This window comes from Citrobacter sp. RHB35-C21, assembly GCF_013816515.1.
GTDB lineage: Bacteria > Pseudomonadota > Gammaproteobacteria > Enterobacterales > Enterobacteriaceae > Citrobacter > Citrobacter braakii.
In genome coordinates, this window is record NZ_CP057147.1 from 929,975 (window position 1) to 949,400 (window position 19,426).

Sequence of the window (19,426 nt, forward strand, 5' to 3'; positions counted from 1 at the left end):
TTATTTTTTTTCTTCAGGCGTATAGCCTTCAATATGCACATCCTTACCTTCAAACAGGAAGTTAATCATCTCCTGTTCCAGTAACTTACGGTGTTCAACGTTCATCATATTGAGTTTCTTCTCGTTAATCAGCATGGTTTGTTTATGCTGCCATTGCGCCCATGCTTCTTTAGAAATCTCGTTATAGATGCGTTTTCCCAGATCGCCCGGGTACAGCTGAAAATCCTGTCCTTCTGCTTCGCGTTGCAGGAAAGTGCAAAAAATCGTTCTGCTCATAAAAAATCCTCTTTATCGACCGGTACGTTAAACCTGTGTGCCGACACGTAATTGCTGTAACAAACGCTCCACGGGGGCCGCCAGTCCGACCGACGGCGGTTGCGCTAAGTTATACCAGAGCGCGTTGCCTTCATCCATGCATGAGGTGAATGAGGACACGGGAAGCCACATAGGCACAATATCTAAGTGGAAATGGCTAAAGGTATGGCGAAACGCATTAAGTTGGGTCAGATTATCTGCGTTAATTTGCCGTTGCGCCAGCCAGTCGCGTAGCCCATCCTCATCATCAAACTGCGGAAAACAGTATAAGCCACCCCATAAGCCGCTGGGTGGTCGCTGCGCGAGCAACACCTCGTTTTCATGCTGCATCAGTAAAAAATAGCCCGTCCGTTCTGGTAATGTCTGTTTGGGTTTTTTACCTGGGTACAGCGCCCAGCTTGCATTGGCGCTCGCCACACAGCCATTTTCCAACGGACACAGGGAACATTTGGGTTTTGAGCGCGTACAGACCATGGCGCCTAAATCCATCATCGCCTGATTAAACCGCTCAACCCCATGGGCTGGCGTAACCTGCTCGCTCAACTCCCACAGTTTCTTTTCGACCTCTTTTTTACCCGGCCAGCCGCTTACAGCATAACAGCGAGCCAGCACACGTTTGACGTTACCGTCAAGAATCGGAAAATGCTGACCCAGGGAGAGCGAAAGGATCGCGCCTGCAGTTGAACGTCCGACGCCTGGCAGGGCGGCCACTTCATCAAAGGTTTGCGGGAATGAGCCGCCGTGCTGCGTCACAACCTGTTGCGCGGCTTTATGCAGATTACGCGCTCGAGCGTAATAGCCCAGCCCGGTCCATAAATGCAGGACTTCATCCAGCGGCGCATGGGCTAAATCCGTTACCGTTGGGAAGCGCGCCATAAAGCGCTCAAAGTAGGGGATAACGGTCGCAACCTGAGTTTGTTGCAGCATCACCTCAGAGAGCCATACTTTGTAAGGCGTCTTATCAATTTGCCAGGGCAGCGTTTTCCGCCCGTATTTGTCGTACCAGCTCAAAACCTGAGCCGAGAATTGAGACGCTTGCATGATTACCGTTTCATTATTGCCGGGGGCAAGATTGCAGCACAGCGGCAACGGGGTGTAAACCGGAACTTTCCGCTGCTCACTTTCTTCCTTTACTTGCATCCGGCAACTAACTTTGGATAATGCCCGTTTTCAGAACTCAAACACAGCAGACTAAACTTTTATGAAGAACGACGTCATTTCACCGGAATTTGATGAAAACGGCCGCCCGCTGCGCCGGATTCGTAGTTTTGTTCGTCGCCAGGGGCGACTGACGAAAGGGCAGGAACACGCGCTGGAAAACTACTGGCCGGTGATGGGCGTTGAGTTCAGCGAAGAACCTGTGGATTTCGCTGCGCTGTTTGGTCGCGATGCGCCAGTCACGCTTGAAATTGGTTTTGGTATGGGGGCTTCGCTGGTGGCGATGGCGAAAGCGCGTCCGGAGCAAAATTTCCTCGGCATTGAGGTTCACTCACCGGGCGTTGGCGCGTGTCTGGCTTCAGCTCATGAAGAGGGCGTCGAGAACCTGCGTGTCATGTGCCATGATGCCGTCGAAGTCCTGCATAAAATGATTCCTGACAATTCTTTATCTATGGTTCAGCTGTTTTTCCCTGACCCGTGGCATAAAGCACGTCATAATAAACGCCGTATCGTTCAGGTACCGTTTGCTGAGCATATCCTAAGCAAGCTGAAGCTGGGCGGCGTGTTCCACATGGCAACCGACTGGGAAGCCTATGCGGAGCACATGCTTGAAGTGATGTCCTCGATTGACGGGTATAAAAACCAGTCAGAGAGTAACGATTATGTACCGCGCCCGGAATCGCGCCCGGTAACCAAATTTGAACAACGTGGTCATCGTCTTGGCCACGGCGTATGGGACTTAATGTTCGAGAGGGTGAAATAATGGCAAAGAACCGTAGCCGTCGTCTGCGTAAAAAAATGCACATCGACGAATTCCAGGAAGTAGGATTTTCGGTTGCATGGCGTTTCCCGGAAGGTACATCTGGAGAGCAGGTCGATCAAATCGTTGATGATTTTATCAATGAAGTTATCGAACCGAACAAGCTGGCCTTTGACGGCAGCGGCTATCTGGCCTGGGAAGGTCTGATCTGTCTGCAGGAAATCGGCAAATGCACCGAAGAACATCAGGCTATCGTGCGTAAGTGGCTGGAAGAGCACAAACTCGAAGAAGTGCGCACCAGCGAACTTTTCGATATTTGGTGGGACTAAGTAGCAAAGGGTCGGCAAATGCCGGCCCAATTTGTATTGAGGGAAAGATATGATGCGCAAAACGCTGCTGGCGGCAGTCCTAACGTTCACGGCGATGGCCGCACATGCTGATTATCAGTGCAGCGTCACCCCACGTGACGATGTGATTTTGAGTCCACAAACGGTACAGGTGAAGGGTGAGAACGGCAACCTGGTCATTACCCAGGCCGGTGATGTCACCTTTAACGGTAAACAGTACAACCTGAACGCCGCGCAGCGTGAACAGGCCAAAGATTATCAGGCGGCGTTGCGTAGCAGCCTGCCGTGGATTGACGAAGGTGCCAGAGCGCGCGTGGAGAAAGGTCGCGTGGCGCTGGATAAAATCATTGCCAAAGAGGTCGGCGAAAGCAGCAACATGCGTGGCCGCTTAACTAAGCTGGATGCGCAATTGAAAGAGCAGATGAACCGCATTATTGAGCATCGCACTGACGGCCTGACCTTCCATTATAAGGCGATTGATCAGGTCCGCGCGGATGGACAACAGCTGGTCAATCAGGCGATGGGCGGTATTTTGCAGGACAGCATCAACGAGATGGGGGCGAAAGCCGTGCTCAAAGGCGGTGGTAATCCGCTGCAGGGCGTGCTCGGAAGCCTCGGAGGTTTGCAAACCTCAATTCAGAACGAATGGAAGAATCAGGAACAAGACTTCCAGCAGTTTGGCAAAGATGTTTGTGCCCGCGTCGTGACGCTGGAAAACGATCGTAAGACGCTGGTTAGCAATCTGAAATAATCTTCACCTCTTTTTAACGGCACAGAAACATTCTGTGTCGTTTTATTTTGTATTTTTCTGTTTTTTTGATATCCATCTCTAAGAATAACAATTTGATGGAGATATAAATCTGGTTAATTGGATGGCGTCACATTATTCATCTGTAAGATAGACATAATGCTGCAAATTCAAGTAACTGGAGAAATAACATGGAGTTTTTCAAGAGAACGGCACTTGCCGCACTGGTTATGGGTTTCAGCGGCGCGGCGCTTGCACTGCCAAACATCACTATTTTAGCTACCGGCGGGACGATTGCCGGCGGTGGTGACTCTGCAACAAAATCTAACTACACGGCAGGCAAAGTCGGCGTAGAAAATTTGGTTGATGCCGTACCTCAGTTGAAAGATATCGCCGTTGTGAAAGGCGAGCAGGTGGTAAACATCGGCTCCCAGGATATGAATGACGAAGTCTGGCTAACGCTGGCGAAAAAGATTAATACCGAGTGTGATAAAACTGACGGCTTCGTGGTAACACATGGTACGGATACCATGGAAGAAACCGCCTATTTCCTCGATCTCACCGTCAAGTGCAACAAGCCGGTGGTGCTGGTCGGCGCAATGCGTCCGTCTACGGGTATGAGCGCTGATGGCCCGTTCAACCTGTATAACGCCGTGGTAACCGCCGCAGACAAAGCCTCTGCCAACCGTGGTGTGCTGGTGGTGATGAACGACACCGTTATGGATGGTCGCGACGTGACCAAAACTAACACTACGGATGTCGCTACTTTCAAATCCGTTAACTATGGTCCGCTGGGGTATATCCATAACGGTAAAATCGACTACCAGCGTACGCCTGCGCGTAAGCACACCACATCCACGCCGTTCGACGTATCCAAGCTGACCGAGCTGCCGAAAGTTGGGATTGTTTACAACTACGCTAACGCCTCCGATCTGCCAGCTAAAGCATTGGTAGACGCGGGTTACGCCGGGATCGTCAGTGCGGGTGTAGGTAACGGTAATCTGTATAAAACCATTTTCGATACGCTGGCCACTGCCGCGCATAAAGGTACCGTTGTGGTGCGTTCATCCCGTGTACCAACGGGCGCTACCACCCAGGATGCTGAAGTTGATGATGCGAAATACGGATTTGTGGCGTCAGGCTCTCTGAACCCGCAAAAAGCGCGTGTTCTGCTGCAACTGGCTCTGACCCAAACCAAGGATCCTAAGCAGATCCAGGAAATGTTTAATCAGTATTAATGGCATAAAAAATGCCCCTACCGTAGCGTTGGGGCATTCTCCAGAGGCAGTTACTCTTCGTATTTACATCAACCCCAGCATCTGTGGAATAAACAGAGAGATCTGTGGAATGTATACGATCATCATGAGTGCGACCAGCAATGCGGCGTAAAACGGCAGCAGGGGTTTGATCAATTGCTGGATCTTCACGCCAGAAATCGAACAGCCTACAAACAATGCACTTCCTACCGGCGGTGTCAGCAGACCAATGCACAGGTTGGCGACCATCATGATGCCGAAATGTACCGGATCCATACCTAACTCTTGAGCGATTGGCAAGAAAATGGGGGTAAAGATCAGGACTGCTGGTGTCATATCCATAAAGATCCCAACAACCAGTAGTACAATATTGATTAACAGTAGGATGATCAGTGGATTATCGGAAATACCCATTAATGTGTCACTGATCATGTAGGGAATATCGGCATTGGTCATCGCCCAGGACATGCCGACAGAGAAGCCGATCAGTAACAGTACGATAGAGGTCATCACGACTGATTCCAGGATCAGCTTTGGTAAATCGCGCCATTTTACTTCCCGGTAAATCAGCACCGAGAGAATGAAGGTGTAGACGACCGCAATCGCTGAGGCTTCTGTTGCGGTAAAGATCCCACCTAAAATACCCCCCATCACAATGATGACCAGTAACAGACTCGGTAGCGCATCCAGAAGTGCTTTTACTGCCTGTGCGCAGGTTGGTCTTTCCGACAGGGGATAACCACGGCGTTTGGCGATAATGGCGCATACCACCATGATCGAAAGCCCCATCAGGATCCCTGGTAAATAACCCGCCATAAACAACGAAGCAACTGAAACACCGCCAGCAGTAAGAGAAAACACAATTAACACATTTGATGGTGGAATTAACAGCCCGGTAATACAGGAGGAAACGTTAACGGCTGTCGAGAAGGTTGGGTCGTATCCTTGCTTTGTCTGAATAGGATTAAGCGTACCGCCAACGGCTGCAGCAGCGGCAACGGCAGAGCCGGATATCGAACCAAACATCATGTTTGCCAGCACGTTGACATGACCAAGTGAGCCGGGAACTCGCCCAACCATCACCTGCGCCAGGTTAATTAGCCGGATGGCGATCCCACCGCTGTTCATCAGCGTACCTGCGAAAATGAAAAACGGGATCGCCAATAGGGCAAAATTATCTAATCCGTTTGCCAGACGTTGAGAGACAGTGATAACGGCAACATCCCAAGGAAACATCAGCAGCATTGAGGCTACAGTGGCGATACCGATGGAGAACGAAATAGGTACTCCAATGAACACCAAGACAAAGAAGCAGCCAAACAGGGTTAGTGCGATATAGCCTTCCATCAAATTACTCCCTGCGAAGATTGTTTCAGTTGCTGAATATTTTGGTGAATAAACCACAGGGCATAGAACATCATGACTGCGCCGCTGAGCGGCAGGATGATATACACGTAACCCATTGGAATTTGCATGGCCGCAGAAACTTGCACCGTTGCCAGCGTTTTATTAATCAGCTTGATACCGCCTGTAACGATGACTGAACCTGCAAAGCCAAAAATCAGCAGATTAATGAATAAGCTCAATAACGCCTGTTTACGTTTATTAATCGACATGAACAGTAGATCGATAGACAGGTGGCGCTGGGCGCCTACGGTATAGGCTGCACCTAATAATCCGACCCAGATCATTAAGAAGCGTGCCAGTTCGTCAGTTAAGGTGCTGGGCTGATTGAGCACGTAGCGGCTAAAAACTTGCCAGACTACGCACACTACCAGCGCAATCATTACGATGACCGAAAATGCGGCAATGACGCGGTCTACCGCAAGCTTAAGGCGGTTAAATATCATGGTGAGTTTCCTGGTGAAACAGGGCCAATCAATGGCCCAAAGGGTTATTGTACTGCGTCTTCAAACTTCGCCAGCAGGGCTGCATGTTTTGGGTCTTTTTTGAAGTCATCAAACAGCGGTTGAACAGCGGCGCGGAAAGGGGCTTTATCAACTTTGATAATCTCGCCACCCATAGCTTTTGCTTGAGCGCGGGTATCAGCATCGATTTTATCCCACAACTTTTGTTGATAAGCCTCGGAATTTTTAGCCGCTTGACGAAGGATCTGTTGTTGCTCCGGGGTCAGCTTATTCCATGTTTTGGTTGAGATAACGAGAAAATCTGGAATAGAGGCGTGCTCATCTTCGGAGAAGACTTTAGCTATTTCGATATGACGTGTTTGCACCCACGATGGAACGTTATTCTCTGCGCCATCCACTACACCTTGTTGCATAGCGGTATAAACCTCACCGAAGGAAATGGGGGTCGGCGATCCGCCCATCAGTTCAACCATTTTAATGGTTGTGGGGCTGGGTTGAACGCGGACTTTCAGACCTTTCAGATCCTCTGGTTTGGTAATAGGTTTTTTGGCATAAAAACTACGCGTGCCGGCAACGTAAGCAGATAACGCAAAGAATCCCTTTTCTTTTGTGGATTCCATAATGTCTTTACCTACCTCACCAAATACAACGTTATTGAAATGGTTTTGATCTTTAAATAAGAAAGGTAAATTATAAATGGCATAAATATTATCAAATGACTCTAAATCACTGGCAGAACCTTTTGTCATATCCAACGCGCCATTTTGTAACAACTCCATCGTTTCTCGGGCATTACCCATTTGGCTACTGGGATATATACGTACAATCATTTTACCGTCGGAGAGTTGTTTTACCTCTTTGGCCATTTCTTCGAAAGCCTGGTGAACCACATGGCTACGTTCAAGGTTGTGTGCCAGTTTTAGAGTCACTTTTTCAGCAGCATTTGCGCCAGTGCTAAGTAGCGCCAACAAGGACGCACAGACTAGCGAGCGGGAAAAGGTTTTGATTTTCATAAGTAAGCTCCGTGCTTTAAGGTACAGTAATTGGTTGACATCTGATGATGGTTCACCTTTTTCTGTATGATAAATTAATATAGTTGTCAGACATCTATCCACTATATAGATCACATACCTTTTGCATGGCAGCAGTTTGATCTTATTTTGTGCGCTGTGTTCAATATATTTATGTTGGTGAAGAGGCTATTTAAAATGAATAAAATAATTAATATGGTTATTGTCAATAAATGACGTGCATTGCACTCGGTTTTTCCGAGTACAATATTTAGAGGAATTTGTAGAAGAAAATGCGCCGACAGGCGCACAGAGATTACTCCGCCAGAAACAGCTCCAGCAGAGAATTCAAAAATAGCTTACCGTGTTGGGTAATCTGCCAGTATTCATCGCATTCACTCAGATAGCCCTGGGCAATGGCCTCATCGATCTGTCGACGAATAACGTCTTCGGTAAGCCCGGTATATTGCGTGAACTCCGCGCGAGGCGCGGCTTCCAGCAGCCGGAAACGGTTCATAAAAAACTCAAACGGCTTATCGGCCTCGGCGACATCTCGCTGGCTTTCCAGATAACGTCCTTGCATGTATCCGCGCGGATGTCGCGTTTTGGTAGTGCGCAGGATGCGACCGTCTGGGAAAGTGACTTTGCCGTGCGCGCCGCAACCAATGCCTAAGTAGTCGCCAAAACGCCAGTAATTTAGGTTGTGCTGACACTGATAACCCGGTCTGGCGTAGGCTGAGGTTTCGTACTGCTGATACCCCGCGGCGGTCAGCAACTGGTGGCCTTGCTCAAAAATATCCCACAGCGCGTCGTCGTCCGGTAATACCGGTGGTCGGGACCCGAACAGCGTATTCGGTTCGATGGTCAACTGATACCAGGAAAGATGCGGTGGGTTGAGCGCGATGGCCTGCTGTAAATCGCCCAGCGCCTCTTCCAGCGTCTGATCCGGTAAACCGTGCATCAGGTCGAGGTTAAAGCTGCGTAGTCCCAGACCGCTCGCCAGGTGCGCTGCACGTTTGGCTTCTTCCGGCCCGTGAATACGTCCCAGACGTTCGAGTTTGGCGGAGCTAAAGCTCTGTACACCAATGGAGATACGGTTTACGCCAGCACGTTGATAATCCACAAAGCGATCGGCTTCCACCGTACCGGGATTCGCCTCCATCGTGATTTCTGCATCAGCGGCGAGATTCAGCCGTGCGCGCACGCCGTCGAGCAGCGTTTGCATTGCCGGGCCAGAAAGCAGGCTCGGCGTACCACCACCGATAAAAATCGTCTTTACCTCACGGCCCTGGGCGTGGGCCACCTCAGAATCCAGATCGCTCAGCAGATGCTGCACATAGTCGTCATGAGGGACTTCGCCTTTAAGCGCATGCGAGTTGAAGTCGCAGTACGGGCATTTCTGCACGCACCACGGGATGTGAATGTAAAGACTTAACGGCGGAAGCTTAACCATTACGCAGGGCATCCAGCAGCAGCTTCAGTGCTTGTCCGCGGTGAGAAATCGCACTCTTTTCTTCGCGGGTCAGTTCGGCGGCGGTTTTCCCTTCAGAGGGCACAAAGAAGATTGGGTCGTAGCCAAAACCACCGTTTCCGGCAGGTTCACGGGCAATAACGCCCGGCCAGCGTCCGTGGCAAACCACAGGTGTTGGATCGTCTGCATGGCGCATATACACCAGCACGCAGTGGAATTGTGCCTGGCGCTTGTCATCAGGAACATCCTGCAGGGTGTGGAGCAGTTTTTCCAGGTTCTGCTGATCGGTTGCATCTTCGCCGGAATAGCGGGCTGAATAGATGCCCGGCGCGCCGCCAAGGGCATTTACCGCCAGACCAGAGTCATCAGCAATGGCGGGTAAACCGGTAATTTGCGCGGCATGGCGTGCCTTCAGAATGGCGTTCTCAATAAACGTCAGCCCGGTCTCTTCTACAGAATCAACACCCAGATCCGTTTGGGCAACAACATCAAGACCGAAATCACTCAGAAGAGAGGCGAGTTCACGCACTTTACCGGCGTTGCCGGTCGCGAGGACAACTTTTTGCATGGGATACCTAATCAGTTAGCGCCGCAATTTCGGGCGGGATCTGTTGCGGATGAATGATTTTAACCTGTTTGTGACGACCAAGCTCGCCCTTCTCAATGACGACCTGGCTTTTTGCCACGCGGAACTGTTTGCCGAGAAACTTCACCAGATGGCTATTGGCTTGCCCATCAACCGGTGGGGCGGTAATGGCGACTTTTAATTCGTCGCCATGTAAACCTACAATACTGTCACGGCTGGCTTTAGGCTGAATGTAGAGCCGTAAAACCAGACCTTCATCGCAGGGGGTAACGGCACTCATAGCGCCATCCACAGCCCCGGCAGCAGCATGTTACCTGTCGCCTGTAACACTTCTGCGATGCCCATGTTAATGACATACAGCAGCAGAACCAGGATCATTGGCGAGAAATCGATCCCGCCCATGCCTGGAAGTAAGCGACGAATAGGACGCAGCAGCGGATCCGCCAGTTGAATCAGCACGTACTCCACAGGGCTGCGGCCCTGGCTGACCCAGCTCATAATCGCCATCACCAGCAGAACCCAGAAAATCAGCAGTCCGATAGTCTTCAGGACAATCAGCACGGCGGCGATCCAGATGATCGGCTGGAACGTAACCACCTTAAACAGCACGATGGCCTTGATAAAGCTCAGAACGAGCGCAACTAATGCCGATGCGCTGTCAATTGGCCCCATCGGCGGAATGATACGGCGTAACGGCCCAATAATGGGCTGAGTGATTTTCACAATAAACTGCGAGAACGGGTTGTAGAAATCGCAGCGAGACCATTGCATCCACACGCGCAGCAGCAGCGCCATGGTATACAGCTCAATTACCGTTGAGAGCAGGAAGGTCAACGTATTCATGGTGTTCCTTAGTTTTCCTTATTTTTTAGTGTAATCACGAGCACCAAAAATGGCAGTGCCGATGCGCACCATCGTGCTACCCGCCGCAATGGCGGCATCCATATCATCAGACATCCCCAGTGAGAGCGTGTCGATACTTGGGTAACGTGTTTTCAACCCGGCAAATGCTACCGCCATTTGCTGTGCAACTTCAAACTGCCTTACATAATCTGACTCTGGCGCCGGAATCGCCATCAAACCACGCAGGGTAATCCGTGGCAACGCGGCGACTTCAGCGGCCAGTGCATCAAGCTCTGCAAGCGGAATACCTGACTTACTGTTCTCATCGCTGATATTAATCTGAATCAACACATTGAGCGGCGGCAGTTCCGCCGGGCGCTGTTCGCTCAGGCGGGTAGCGATACGCAGACGATCAATCGTATGGCACCAGTCAAAATGTTCAGCGACCAGACGACTTTTGTTCGACTGCAGCGGACCGATAAAGTGCCACTGCAGATCGTTAACGCCTTTTTCCTGAAAGTAGCGGATCTTATCCACCCCTTCCTGGACATAGTTTTCACCGAAGGCACGCTGCCCTGCGGTCATGGCTTCTTCGATGGCGCTCGCAGGTTTGGTTTTGCTAACTGCAAGCAACATAACTTCTTCTGAAGACCGCCCGCAACGCGTCGCGGCGGCTGAGATTTTGTCCCGGACATGTGCCAGGTTATGCGCGATATCGTTCATTTTCCGAGGATGTTCATATGAATATGGAAGAAATAGTGGCCCTTAGTGTAAAGCATAACGTGTCGGATCTACACCTGTGCAATGCATGGCCTGCGCGCTGGCGCATAGGTGGAAAAGTCGAAATAGCACCATTTACTACGCATGGTAAGGCTGCAGATAGGCTGAGTATAAAAATGTGAGTCTGTAGGAGGACGTAAACAGATTTAACTGACAGAATTTTCAATTCGTTTTATTCAGCTCCAGTTTGCGCCAGTGTAAATATTCTAAAGTTATAAAATCTGGGATGATATTTATTTTTAATAAAGCAAAAACATTAGATAATTGGTAAGGTAAATATTATAACTTCATTTATTATTAAGCAGTGATACACATCTGAAATAAATTTTACGGGCGTATTTGTGATTTCAATAAATAGAGTTGGAAGCATTTAATGTTCAAGGTGAGGGTTCGCTTTGTGATATTTCATACTCTTCGTTTATAAATGAGATTTTGCAAATGTGGAATAAAGAAGCCGCTATAAATTTTGTTAAGAATAATGCTCATGCGCACGCTGCAGGTTATTGTGCCAGGGCAGTAACAGCAGCAATCGAACATGGCGTGTATCCCGGACCTGGTTATCGTAAAAATCAGCCCTCGTATAAACTCTATAGGCATAACTGATGAAACGATTGATATTATTTGCTTTTCTATTCTCATCGTTTGCTATGGCAGGAATAATACCTGCTGATACTCAGGCATTAAAATTCAATGCCTGGTATATCAAGCAGATTGCTCATAATATCATCCCAGTTGCAGATGATCCGACGGCATTAGAGCCTTATGTTATTATTGATACATTGAATAAATTAAAGCAAGCTTATAGAAGCAATGAGCTTGAAGAGGATTATTTTCTAAAAGTTCAGGATTTTGCAGATGAAGACTGGAGTAAGCATATTAGTATTGATCTAATTATAGCTGATCCTATTTGTACCAATGTCTATTTGACATTTGGAACAGGTGAGTCATCTCAAAAAGTTATTGACTGCATGGTAGAAGAAAAAGGTGTATGGAAAATCAAGAGCGTGACTACTCGCTATTAGTCGTTGTTTTCACCAATTGAAAATAATCCAGCGACGATGGCTTCTTCGATGGCGCTCGCAGGTTTGGTTTTGCTAACTGCAAGCAACATAACTTCTTCTGAAGACCGCCCGCAACGCGTCGCGGCGGCTGAGATTTTGTCCCGGACATGTGCCAGGTTATGCGCGATATCGTTCATTTTCCGAGGATGTTCATATGAATATGGAAGAAATAGTGGCCCTTAGTGTAAAGCATAACGTGTCGGATCTACACCTGTGCAATGCATGGCCTGCGCGCTGGCGCATACGTGGAAAAGTCGAAACCGCACCATTTACTACGCCTGACGTGGAGAATCTGCTGATGTGCTGGCTCAGTGAGCAACAACAGGTACAGTGGCGGGAACAGGGGCAGATTGATTTTGCCCTTACGCTGGCGGACTCCCGGCGTCTACGCGCCAGCGCATTTGCTCATCAGCAGGGAACCTCGCTGGCGCTAAGATTGCTACCGCTTGAATGTCCTCGTTTAGACGAGCTCCAGACCCCGGAGGCCATACCTGAACTGCTGCACGGTGAAAATGGATTAGTTCTGGTCACTGGAGCCACCGGCAGCGGTAAATCAACCACCCTGGCGGCGATGGTGGAGTACCTTAATCAACATATTGCGGGGCATATTCTGACGCTGGAAGATCCGATTGAATATCGCTACACCAGCCAGCGTTGTCTTATTCAACAGCGGGAGGTGGGCGTACACTGCGCTTCTTTTGCTGCCGGTTTGCGCGGCGCGTTACGCGAAGATCCCGACGTCATTTTGCTGGGCGAGCTGCGCGACGTGGAAACTATTCGTTTGGCCTTAACGGCAGCGGAGACCGGGCATCTGGTGTTGGCAACCTTACATACGCGAGGGGCGGCGCAGGCCATCGCGCGGCTGGTGGACACCTTTCCCGCACAGGAGAAAGATCCGGTGCGTAACCAGCTGGCAGACAGCCTGCGGGCGGTACTTTCGCAAAAGTTGGAGGAAGATAAGCAGGGAGGACGCGTGGCGCTATTCGAGCTGCTCGTCAACACGCCCGCCGTGGGCAATTTGATCCGCGAAGGGAAAACGCATCAGCTACCCGGTGTGATTCAAACCGGGCAGCAGACAGGTATGCAGACGTTTGCACAAAGTCAGCAGCAGCGCCAGGCGCAGGGGCGACTTTAGTAGCCCTGCTCGAAATAGCTTTCAAGGATAATAACGGCAGAAGCGGAATCTACTTTGCCTTTATTCAACGCCCGGTATCCGCCTTGCTCAAACAGGCCTGAGCGGGCTTCGACGGTGCTCAAACGTTCATCGTGCAGCGTTACGGTTACGCCAAAGCGACCGTGAATGCGGTTAGCGAATTTGCGTGCGCGCGCAGTAAGGGGTTGTTCAGTGCCATCCATGTTGAGTGGCAGGCCGACAATGATTTCGTCCGGCTGCCACTCTTTTAGCAGGCGTTCAATCAAACTCCAGTCTGGCGTACCGTCCTGTGCTTTGATGGCGGGCAAGGGTCTCGCTGTACCGGTAATGCGTTGACCAACCGCGACGCCGATACTTTTCGTACCAAAATCAAAAGAGAGTAATGTTCCGCTCATCAGGCGTGTCCCGCCACGCCAGGCATGGTCTGAATATCAATCCCGATAAGCTTCGCCGCATCGCGCCAGCGGTCGGCAATCGGCGTTTTAAATAAGATGTTGAGGTCTGCGGGAGCAGTGAGCCAGGCGTTATCCAATAGCTCTTGTTCCAGTTGACCTTTTTCCCATGATGAATAGCCCAGCGCAACCAGCACTTCAGATGGTTGCTCCTGTGTACCCAGGGTTTCAAGTACATCGCGGGAGGTGGTGATGATAGTGTTATCTGAAATGCGAATACTGGAGGCAAAGCGTGACGGCGGGGTGTGTAGAATAAATCCACGGTCTTCCGCCAGCGGGCCGCCGAGCATCACCGGTTTGTCCAGACGAATGGCAGGATCGCGTGCTTCTGGAGTAATCTTCAGCTTTTCCAGAATCCCTTCAATTTGTAAGTTTTCCAGAGGCTTATTGACGATAATCCCCATTGCTCCGTTCTCATTGTGTTCACAGATATACACCACGGAACGGCGGAAAATCGGATCCTGGAGAGCAGGCATGGCAATTAGAAAGTGATGCTGTAAATTCATTGTCAGAGGTTCTGTTTCCTGGTTCAAAAAAGCAACAGAGCCCAGTATGTGGGCAAAGCGCGAAGATGTCACCCTCTGAAGATAGCTTTGCCGGATGGCGGCTTTGCCTTATCCGGCCTACGGGGTGCGAATGTAGGCCGGATAAGACGCGAAGGCATCGCCATCCGGCAACTTATTTATTTCTGCAAACGTGCCTCGATGGCGTCCATCAGCATACCGGTAATCGAAACCGGGAACTCTGCTTCAATTTCACGAATACAGGTTGGGCTGGTGACGTTAATTTCCGTCAGACGGTCGCCAATGATATCCAGACCGACAAAAATCAAGCCTTTTGCTTTCAGCGTTGGCCCAATGCGACGTGCAATTTCCCAGTCGCTGTCGGTTAATGGACGCGGCTCGCCACGACCGCCTGCTGCCAGGTTGCCACGGGTTTCGCCGCCTTGTGGAATACGCGCCAGGCAGTACGGAACGGGTTCGCCATCGACCACCAGCACGCGTTTATCGCCGTCTTTAATTGCCGGCAGATAGTTCTGCGCCATGCAATAACGGGTACCGTGCTCGGTCAGTGTTTCGGCAATAACGCCAAGGTTCGGATCGCCTTCCTTGACGCGGAAAATAGATGCGCCGCCCATGCCGTCCAGCGGTTTGAGAATGATGTCGCTGTGTTTTTGCCAGAAGGCTTTCAGCTGCGCTTTGTTACGCGTGACCAGCGTTTCCGGCGTCAGGTCGGCAAACCATGCGGTGAATAGCTTCTCGTTACAATCGCGCAGGCTCTGCGGTTTGTTAACGATTAGCGTCCCTTTCTCCTCTGCACGTTCCAGAATATAGGTTGCGTAGATGAACTCGGTATCAAACGGCGGATCCTTACGCATCAGAATGACGTCCAGATCTGCCAGCGGGAGATCCTGCTCGCTATTGAACTCATACCATTTGTCGTAGTTCTGCTCTACGCTCAGGGTACGCGTACGGGCGCGGGCTTCACCGTTGATCAGATAGAGATCGGCCATTTCCATATAATGAATTTCGTAACCGCGACGTTGCGCTTCCAGCAGCATAGCGAAGCTGGAATCTTTCTTGATGTTGATGCTTGCGATGGGATCCATCACGATGCCGAGCTTGATCATTGTTCTTCTCCGTTAGCCCAGATCGCCAAAACGCACCTGTAGCGCGGTGATGGCGGTGAGCGCAGTTGTCTCAGTACGCAGAACGCGAGGTCCTAACAGAATATCAGTAAACTGATACCGTGCGGTCATGGCAATTTCATCTGCCGACAGCCCACCTTCGGGGCCAATCAGCAAGCGGATGCGTTCCACCGGGAGCGGCAGCGTATTGATGCTGGCGCTGGCGCGGGGATGCAGGTTCAGTTTCAGACCTTCATCCTGTTCGGCGCACCACGCTTCCAGATCCATCGCCGGGCGAATTTCAGGCACCCGATTACGACCGCACTGTTCGCAGGCGGCAATGGCGATCTTCTGCCACTGCTGGAGCTTCTTGTTCAGGCGTTCGCTGTCCAGTTTAACGCCGCAGCGCTCAGAAAAAAGTGGCGTAATGAGGCTTACACCCAGTTCAATCGATTTTTGGATAGTAAATTCCATTTTTTCACCCCGCGACATCACCTGGCCCAGGTGGATGTGTAGCGGCGATTCTCGATCGTCGAGTTCAGCGTTAAGCACCTTCACGTCCACGCTTTTCTTACTGGCGTGGGTGATTTCGGCGTCGAATACCTGATTGCTGCCATCAAACAGCTGTAGCGCCTGGCCAGGCCCCATACGCAGTACGCGGCCGATATGGTTGGCTGCATCTTCACACAGTGAAATTTGGCTGCCGGAAGTGAGTGGCTCAGGGTGATAAATGCGAGGAATGCGCATAGTTAAACATCCGCGTCATGGCCCTGGGCTGCAAAAGGCCAGGGCATGGTTAAAAAATATTGCTGCTAGTGTAGGTTAGCTCTTTTGCGCCTGGCAAGCGCGTTGCACATAGGGGTTATGGTTCCCCTGTACCTTCGCAATGCGTTCGTCGCGCTCACACTCCCAATCGGTGACCGGATACTGCTTATTCCACGCATTAAAAAGCTGAGTTTGCTGGCGGGAGAGCGTCAGGTTGTATTGGTCGCGCATGTAAAAATAGGTACGCGCGATGGCGCCACGGGCGCGGGCTGGCGGCTCGGCAACTTTCTCTTTGAAGTCAACCTTCATGGAGCATTGTCCATATTGGCCTTCACCACCGTTCCACTGGCTGTACATAAAGTTTGCGCGATCGCCATTGACCTCACCCACCGCGGGCTGCAGGTTATGCATATCGCTTTCCATTTTGCGATAGACCGGATCTTTAGCGCAGTTTTTACGCCCTCCGTCCTGCCAGCACTGGCGCTGATGACCAAATTGCCAGGCGGGGACAACGTGTTCCCATTCAATTCGACTGGCGCGGTTTTCATTTTTTCGCACTTTATAGCCGCAGGATTCGAGGTCAACGACCCCTTTTTTTCCTTGCCAGTTAATTTTACATCCGCAATAGAAATCGCCTGGCGCATCGGCGTTAACTTTAACGCCTGCTGCTTTTGCCTGAGAAAAACTGTTGATGCCTTCGGCTAAAACCGAGCCTGAAAACGCAGCGGCTAACAGGGCCGCAGCAAAAGAAAGATTACGGTACATCACGAACTCCGTGTCAAAACGAGCCCGCAACGTAGCGAAAGTCATTCCTGTATGCAATCAGTTAGATCAGAAAAGTTCCTGATAATTCTGAAGATTATTCTGCAACCAGCGGTTCACCGCAGTGAACGCAGCGGTAGGTGGCTTCGCCGCGTACAACGCGGTTATGGCGGCGGACGGTCAGTTGGTGCTCCTGACACTTACAGCGGTATGTAAAGGTCTTACGCTGCACGGATTGCAGCTCAAACTGATGCGTGCGCCGGGCCGGTACGCCCAGCACGCTCTCCATCATCCATTTCCACTCTTTCCCGTGCGGCGGTACGCGGCCAAAGTGTTTCCACACCAGTAGATGCGCCAGTTCATGGGGCACCACTTCGTTAACGAACGCGTCAACATTCTCCATCAGCAAAACTGGATTAAGACGAATTTCGTAGGTTTGTAGCCACGCGGTACCCGCGGCGGTTCCGCGCTGTTGGTAAACCAGCTTTGGTTCCGGGTATTGGCGTTCGAGCTTGAGATTGGCCTGAGCGAGTTTTTCCCGCAGGCTGCGCATAACGGCTTGCTGGATGGCGATCGGGAGACGGGAGGTTTTCATAACGCCAGAGGATAGTGCGACAGGGAAGGGACTGCAAGAGGAAGGCTCCCTCCCACGGGGGAGGAAGCCTAACGAGATTAGTCGTGTGCGCCAATTTCGCGCAGTTTACGACCTTTCATCAGGTTACGTTCAATGTGTTCCAGAGAGACGTTTTTAGTTTCAGGGATCAGCCACAGGGTCAGGAAGATGAACAGTACGTTCAGGCCACCGTAGACCCAGAAGGTGTTGGCGCTGCCCAGCGAGTTCAGCATCGTCAGGAAGGTTGCGCCGACAATCATGTTGGCAATCCAGTTAGTTGCGGTAGAGCAGGTGATGCCGAAATCGCGACCTTTCAGCGGCTGGATTTCAGAGCACAGTACCCAAATCAGCGGACCGGCGCTCATCGCAAAGCCAACGATAAACATTAGCAGCATCAGCACTGCGAAGTATTGTGCGGCTGGCGAGTGAATACCCACGTGCATCATTGTACCCAGCACGCCCATACCGACGGCCATGACGATAAAGCCGAGGATCAGCGTAGGTTTACGGCCCCAGCGGTCAACCAGGCCAATGGCGATAAAGGTTGCCAGCACGTTGGTCAGACCGACAATAACGGTCCCCCACATCTGTTCGGTGGTGTTGGTGTAACCCGCCAGCTCAAAGATTTTTGGCGCGTAATACATAATGACGTTCATCCCGGTGAACTGCTGCATCACCTGTAACAGAACGCCAAGGAATACCGCGCGGCGGAAGTTGCTGTTTTCTTTAAACAGCGCCCAGCCGCTCTGCTTCACTTGCAGGCTTTCACGAATTTCATCCAGCTCGCGTTTGGCTTCAGCGCTGGTGTCACGCAGACGCAACAGAACGCGTTCGGCATCGACAAAACGACGTTTAGCCGCAAACCAACGCGGGCTGTCCGGCAGGAAGATGACGCCAACCAGCAGTAACAGGGCAGGGATGATGATCACGCCCAGCATCCAGCGCCATGCGCCGCTGTAGCTAAACGCCGTATCGGAAAGATACGCACCTAAAATACCGATGGTGATCATTAACTGATACATAGAAATCATGCTGCCGCGAATTTTTTCCGGGGCGATTTCGGACAAGTACAACGGTGCGGTATAAGACGCAACGCCGACTGCCAGGCCGAGCAGCACGCGGGAAACCAGCAGCACTTCAACGTTTGGCGCTGCGGCGGAGAACAGCGAACCGGCAACAAACAGGATTGCGCCGATCATCAGGCTTTTTTTACGCCCCAGCTTGAAGGAGAGCCAACCGCTGCCGACGGCGCCCACTGCCGCACCAAACATCATGGAACTCACCACCCATTCTTGAGTGTGTGGGGTAATTTGGAACTCGTCGGTGATGAATGGTAAAGCACCGGCAATAACACCGATATCCAGGCCAAAAAGTAATCCAGCCAGGGCTGCCAGGAAGCAGACAAAAAATGTCATGGCTTTGTTGGAATGCCCCGTTTTTTTATTGTCAGGCATGATGCCCTCCGTTGGGTAGCTAGTTTTGTTGATGTTAAGGGTAGGTGAGTACGGGGTAAAAAAATGCGAATCACATCACATTAGTGTAATCGGTTACACTAACATTCATGTGGATTATTGCTTAATGAATTGAAAGTTAACATTATTTATTATTATAGAGTAAAGTTGATTGGCTGATTTTAAGACAATGCTGAAATATGATGTAACAGTGATGCAATGCTGGTAACGAAGAGATGTGAATTCAAGGTAGATAGAAATACTGTGCTATGTAATCGCTTTCATTTGTTATTGAAGCAAATGAAATTAGCGTGGTTATAGCGATGGGGGATGGGAAAGCAAATGACATAAAAAAAGACCAGCACGAGGCTGGTCTTCATAAGCATTGAGCCGTCGGGGA

Annotated in this window: 23 protein-coding genes and 2 pseudogenes; 7 read left to right on the forward strand and 18 right to left on the reverse strand. The window is 50.7% G+C overall.

The window, feature by feature from the left end; all coding sequences use genetic code 11:
• Together HVZ39_RS04580 and mutY are read right to left on the reverse strand one after the other, a co-directional pair.
• On the reverse strand, nucleotides 1–276 hold the full coding sequence (locus HVZ39_RS04580) for an oxidative damage protection protein (RefSeq protein WP_016154409.1): 276 nt from the start codon (nucleotides 274–276) through the stop codon (nucleotides 1–3).
• A gap of 27 nt (nucleotides 277–303) precedes the next feature.
• Complete coding sequence (mutY, locus tag HVZ39_RS04585) at nucleotides 304–1,356, reverse strand: A/G-specific adenine glycosylase (protein ID WP_181633268.1); 1,053 nt, start codon at nucleotides 1,354–1,356, stop codon at nucleotides 304–306.
• 160 nt (nucleotides 1,357–1,516) lie between these two features.
• On the opposite strand from mutY, the gene trmB reads away from it, so the two are divergent.
• The 4 genes from trmB (at nucleotide 1,517) to ansB (ending at nucleotide 4,566) form a co-directional block, all read left to right on the forward strand.
• Nucleotides 1,517–2,236 carry a tRNA (guanosine(46)-N7)-methyltransferase TrmB gene (gene trmB, locus HVZ39_RS04590; RefSeq protein WP_016154407.1) on the forward strand — a complete coding sequence of 240 codons (720 nt, stop codon included), beginning with the start codon at nucleotides 1,517–1,519 and terminating at the stop codon, nucleotides 2,234–2,236.
• Nucleotides 2,236–2,562: a YggL family protein gene (locus tag HVZ39_RS04595; RefSeq protein ID WP_016154406.1), complete on the forward strand. Its 327-nt coding sequence runs from the start codon at nucleotides 2,236–2,238 to the stop codon at nucleotides 2,560–2,562. Before trmB ends, HVZ39_RS04595 begins: the two co-directional genes overlap by 1 nt.
• Before the next feature lie 49 nt (nucleotides 2,563–2,611).
• Nucleotides 2,612–3,331: a DUF2884 domain-containing protein gene (locus HVZ39_RS04600; protein WP_016154405.1), complete on the forward strand. Its 720-nt coding sequence runs from the start codon at nucleotides 2,612–2,614 to the stop codon at nucleotides 3,329–3,331.
• A 188-nt stretch (nucleotides 3,332–3,519) separates the two neighbouring features.
• The gene (gene ansB, locus HVZ39_RS04605) at nucleotides 3,520–4,566 is read left to right on the forward strand and encodes an L-asparaginase 2 (RefSeq protein ID WP_016154404.1); all 1,047 of its coding nucleotides are present in this window, start codon (nucleotides 3,520–3,522) and stop codon (nucleotides 4,564–4,566) included.
• Nucleotides 4,567–4,629: 63 nt separating this feature from the next.
• Here ansB and HVZ39_RS04610 read toward each other — a convergent pair whose 3' ends face one another.
• The 8 genes from HVZ39_RS04610 to HVZ39_RS04645 form a co-directional block, all read right to left on the reverse strand.
• A complete protein-coding gene (locus HVZ39_RS04610) occupies nucleotides 4,630–5,931 on the reverse strand; it encodes a TRAP transporter large permease subunit (RefSeq protein WP_016157446.1) in 1,302 nt (433 codons plus the stop codon).
• Complete coding sequence (locus tag HVZ39_RS04615) at nucleotides 5,931–6,434, reverse strand: TRAP transporter small permease (protein WP_065554317.1); 504 nt, start codon at nucleotides 6,432–6,434, stop codon at nucleotides 5,931–5,933. Before HVZ39_RS04615 ends, HVZ39_RS04610 begins: the two co-directional genes overlap by 1 nt.
• 44 nt (nucleotides 6,435–6,478) lie before the next feature.
• Nucleotides 6,479–7,465 carry a TRAP transporter substrate-binding protein gene (locus HVZ39_RS04620; protein ID WP_016157444.1) on the reverse strand — a complete coding sequence of 329 codons (987 nt, stop codon included), beginning with the start codon at nucleotides 7,463–7,465 and terminating at the stop codon, nucleotides 6,479–6,481.
• A 313-nt stretch (nucleotides 7,466–7,778) separates the two neighbouring features.
• Nucleotides 7,779–8,915, reverse strand: coding sequence for a radical SAM family heme chaperone HemW (hemW, locus tag HVZ39_RS04625; RefSeq protein ID WP_047357839.1), 1,137 nt, complete (start codon nucleotides 8,913–8,915; stop codon nucleotides 7,779–7,781).
• A complete protein-coding gene (locus HVZ39_RS04630; RefSeq protein WP_181633269.1) occupies nucleotides 8,908–9,501 on the reverse strand; it encodes an XTP/dITP diphosphatase in 594 nt (197 codons plus the stop codon). Before HVZ39_RS04630 ends, hemW begins: the two co-directional genes overlap by 8 nt.
• 7 nt (nucleotides 9,502–9,508) lie before the next feature.
• Nucleotides 9,509–9,799 carry a DUF167 family protein YggU gene (yggU, locus tag HVZ39_RS04635; protein WP_046274950.1) on the reverse strand — a complete coding sequence of 97 codons (291 nt, stop codon included), beginning with the start codon at nucleotides 9,797–9,799 and terminating at the stop codon, nucleotides 9,509–9,511.
• Nucleotides 9,796–10,362, reverse strand: a complete 567-nt coding sequence (locus HVZ39_RS04640) for a YggT family protein (protein WP_016154401.1) — start codon at nucleotides 10,360–10,362, stop codon at nucleotides 9,796–9,798. Before HVZ39_RS04640 ends, yggU begins: the two co-directional genes overlap by 4 nt.
• An 18-nt stretch (nucleotides 10,363–10,380) precedes the next feature.
• Nucleotides 10,381–11,085 (reverse strand): YggS family pyridoxal phosphate-dependent enzyme, encoded by a 705-nt coding sequence (locus HVZ39_RS04645; RefSeq protein ID WP_181633270.1) that lies wholly within the window; start codon nucleotides 11,083–11,085, stop codon nucleotides 10,381–10,383.
• Here HVZ39_RS04645 and HVZ39_RS04650 point away from each other — a divergent pair.
• Nucleotides 11,058–11,222: pseudogene (locus HVZ39_RS04650) on the forward strand (type IV pili twitching motility protein PilT); the annotation flags it as partial. The gene HVZ39_RS04645 and the pseudogene HVZ39_RS04650 overlap by 28 nt on opposite strands.
• A gap of 522 nt (nucleotides 11,223–11,744) precedes the next feature.
• On the forward strand, nucleotides 11,745–12,164 hold the full coding sequence (locus tag HVZ39_RS04655; RefSeq protein WP_181633271.1) for a DUF3828 domain-containing protein: 420 nt from the start codon (nucleotides 11,745–11,747) through the stop codon (nucleotides 12,162–12,164).
• A 5-nt stretch (nucleotides 12,165–12,169) separates the two neighbouring features.
• Here the strand turns inward: HVZ39_RS04655 and HVZ39_RS04660 are convergent.
• Nucleotides 12,170–12,340, reverse strand: a pseudogene (locus HVZ39_RS04660) (YggS family pyridoxal phosphate enzyme); the annotation flags it as partial.
• A 17-nt stretch (nucleotides 12,341–12,357) separates the two neighbouring features.
• Between HVZ39_RS04660 and HVZ39_RS04665 the strand changes: the two are divergent.
• A complete protein-coding gene (locus HVZ39_RS04665; RefSeq protein WP_181633272.1) occupies nucleotides 12,358–13,338 on the forward strand; it encodes a type IV pilus twitching motility protein PilT in 981 nt (326 codons plus the stop codon).
• Here HVZ39_RS04665 and ruvX read toward each other — a convergent pair.
• The 7 genes from ruvX to galP form a co-directional block, all read right to left on the reverse strand.
• The gene (gene ruvX, locus HVZ39_RS04670; RefSeq protein WP_003825428.1) at nucleotides 13,335–13,751 is read right to left on the reverse strand and encodes a Holliday junction resolvase RuvX; all 417 of its coding nucleotides are present in this window, start codon (nucleotides 13,749–13,751) and stop codon (nucleotides 13,335–13,337) included. The two genes, HVZ39_RS04665 and ruvX, sit on opposite strands and share 4 nt — an antisense overlap.
• The gene (locus HVZ39_RS04675) at nucleotides 13,751–14,314 is read right to left on the reverse strand and encodes a YqgE/AlgH family protein (protein ID WP_016154395.1); all 564 of its coding nucleotides are present in this window, start codon (nucleotides 14,312–14,314) and stop codon (nucleotides 13,751–13,753) included. The genes ruvX and HVZ39_RS04675 overlap by 1 nt, the downstream gene beginning before the upstream one ends.
• A 176-nt stretch (nucleotides 14,315–14,490) precedes the next feature.
• Nucleotides 14,491–15,438, reverse strand: coding sequence for a glutathione synthase (gshB, locus tag HVZ39_RS04680; RefSeq protein ID WP_016154394.1), 948 nt, complete (start codon nucleotides 15,436–15,438; stop codon nucleotides 14,491–14,493).
• Between the two features lie 12 nt (nucleotides 15,439–15,450).
• Nucleotides 15,451–16,182 carry a 16S rRNA (uracil(1498)-N(3))-methyltransferase gene (gene rsmE / locus HVZ39_RS04685; RefSeq protein ID WP_016154393.1) on the reverse strand — a complete coding sequence of 244 codons (732 nt, stop codon included), beginning with the start codon at nucleotides 16,180–16,182 and terminating at the stop codon, nucleotides 15,451–15,453.
• Nucleotides 16,183–16,257: 75 nt separating this feature from the next.
• Nucleotides 16,258–16,965 (reverse strand): deoxyribonuclease I, encoded by a 708-nt coding sequence (endA, locus tag HVZ39_RS04690; protein ID WP_101700211.1) that lies wholly within the window; start codon nucleotides 16,963–16,965, stop codon nucleotides 16,258–16,260.
• Between the two features lie 94 nt (nucleotides 16,966–17,059).
• Nucleotides 17,060–17,557 (reverse strand): SprT family zinc-dependent metalloprotease, encoded by a 498-nt coding sequence (locus HVZ39_RS04695; protein ID WP_016157438.1) that lies wholly within the window; start codon nucleotides 17,555–17,557, stop codon nucleotides 17,060–17,062.
• A gap of 77 nt (nucleotides 17,558–17,634) precedes the next feature.
• A complete protein-coding gene (galP, locus tag HVZ39_RS04700; protein WP_016154390.1) occupies nucleotides 17,635–19,029 on the reverse strand; it encodes a galactose/proton symporter in 1,395 nt (464 codons plus the stop codon).
• Nucleotides 19,030–19,426: the final 397 nt, after the last annotated feature.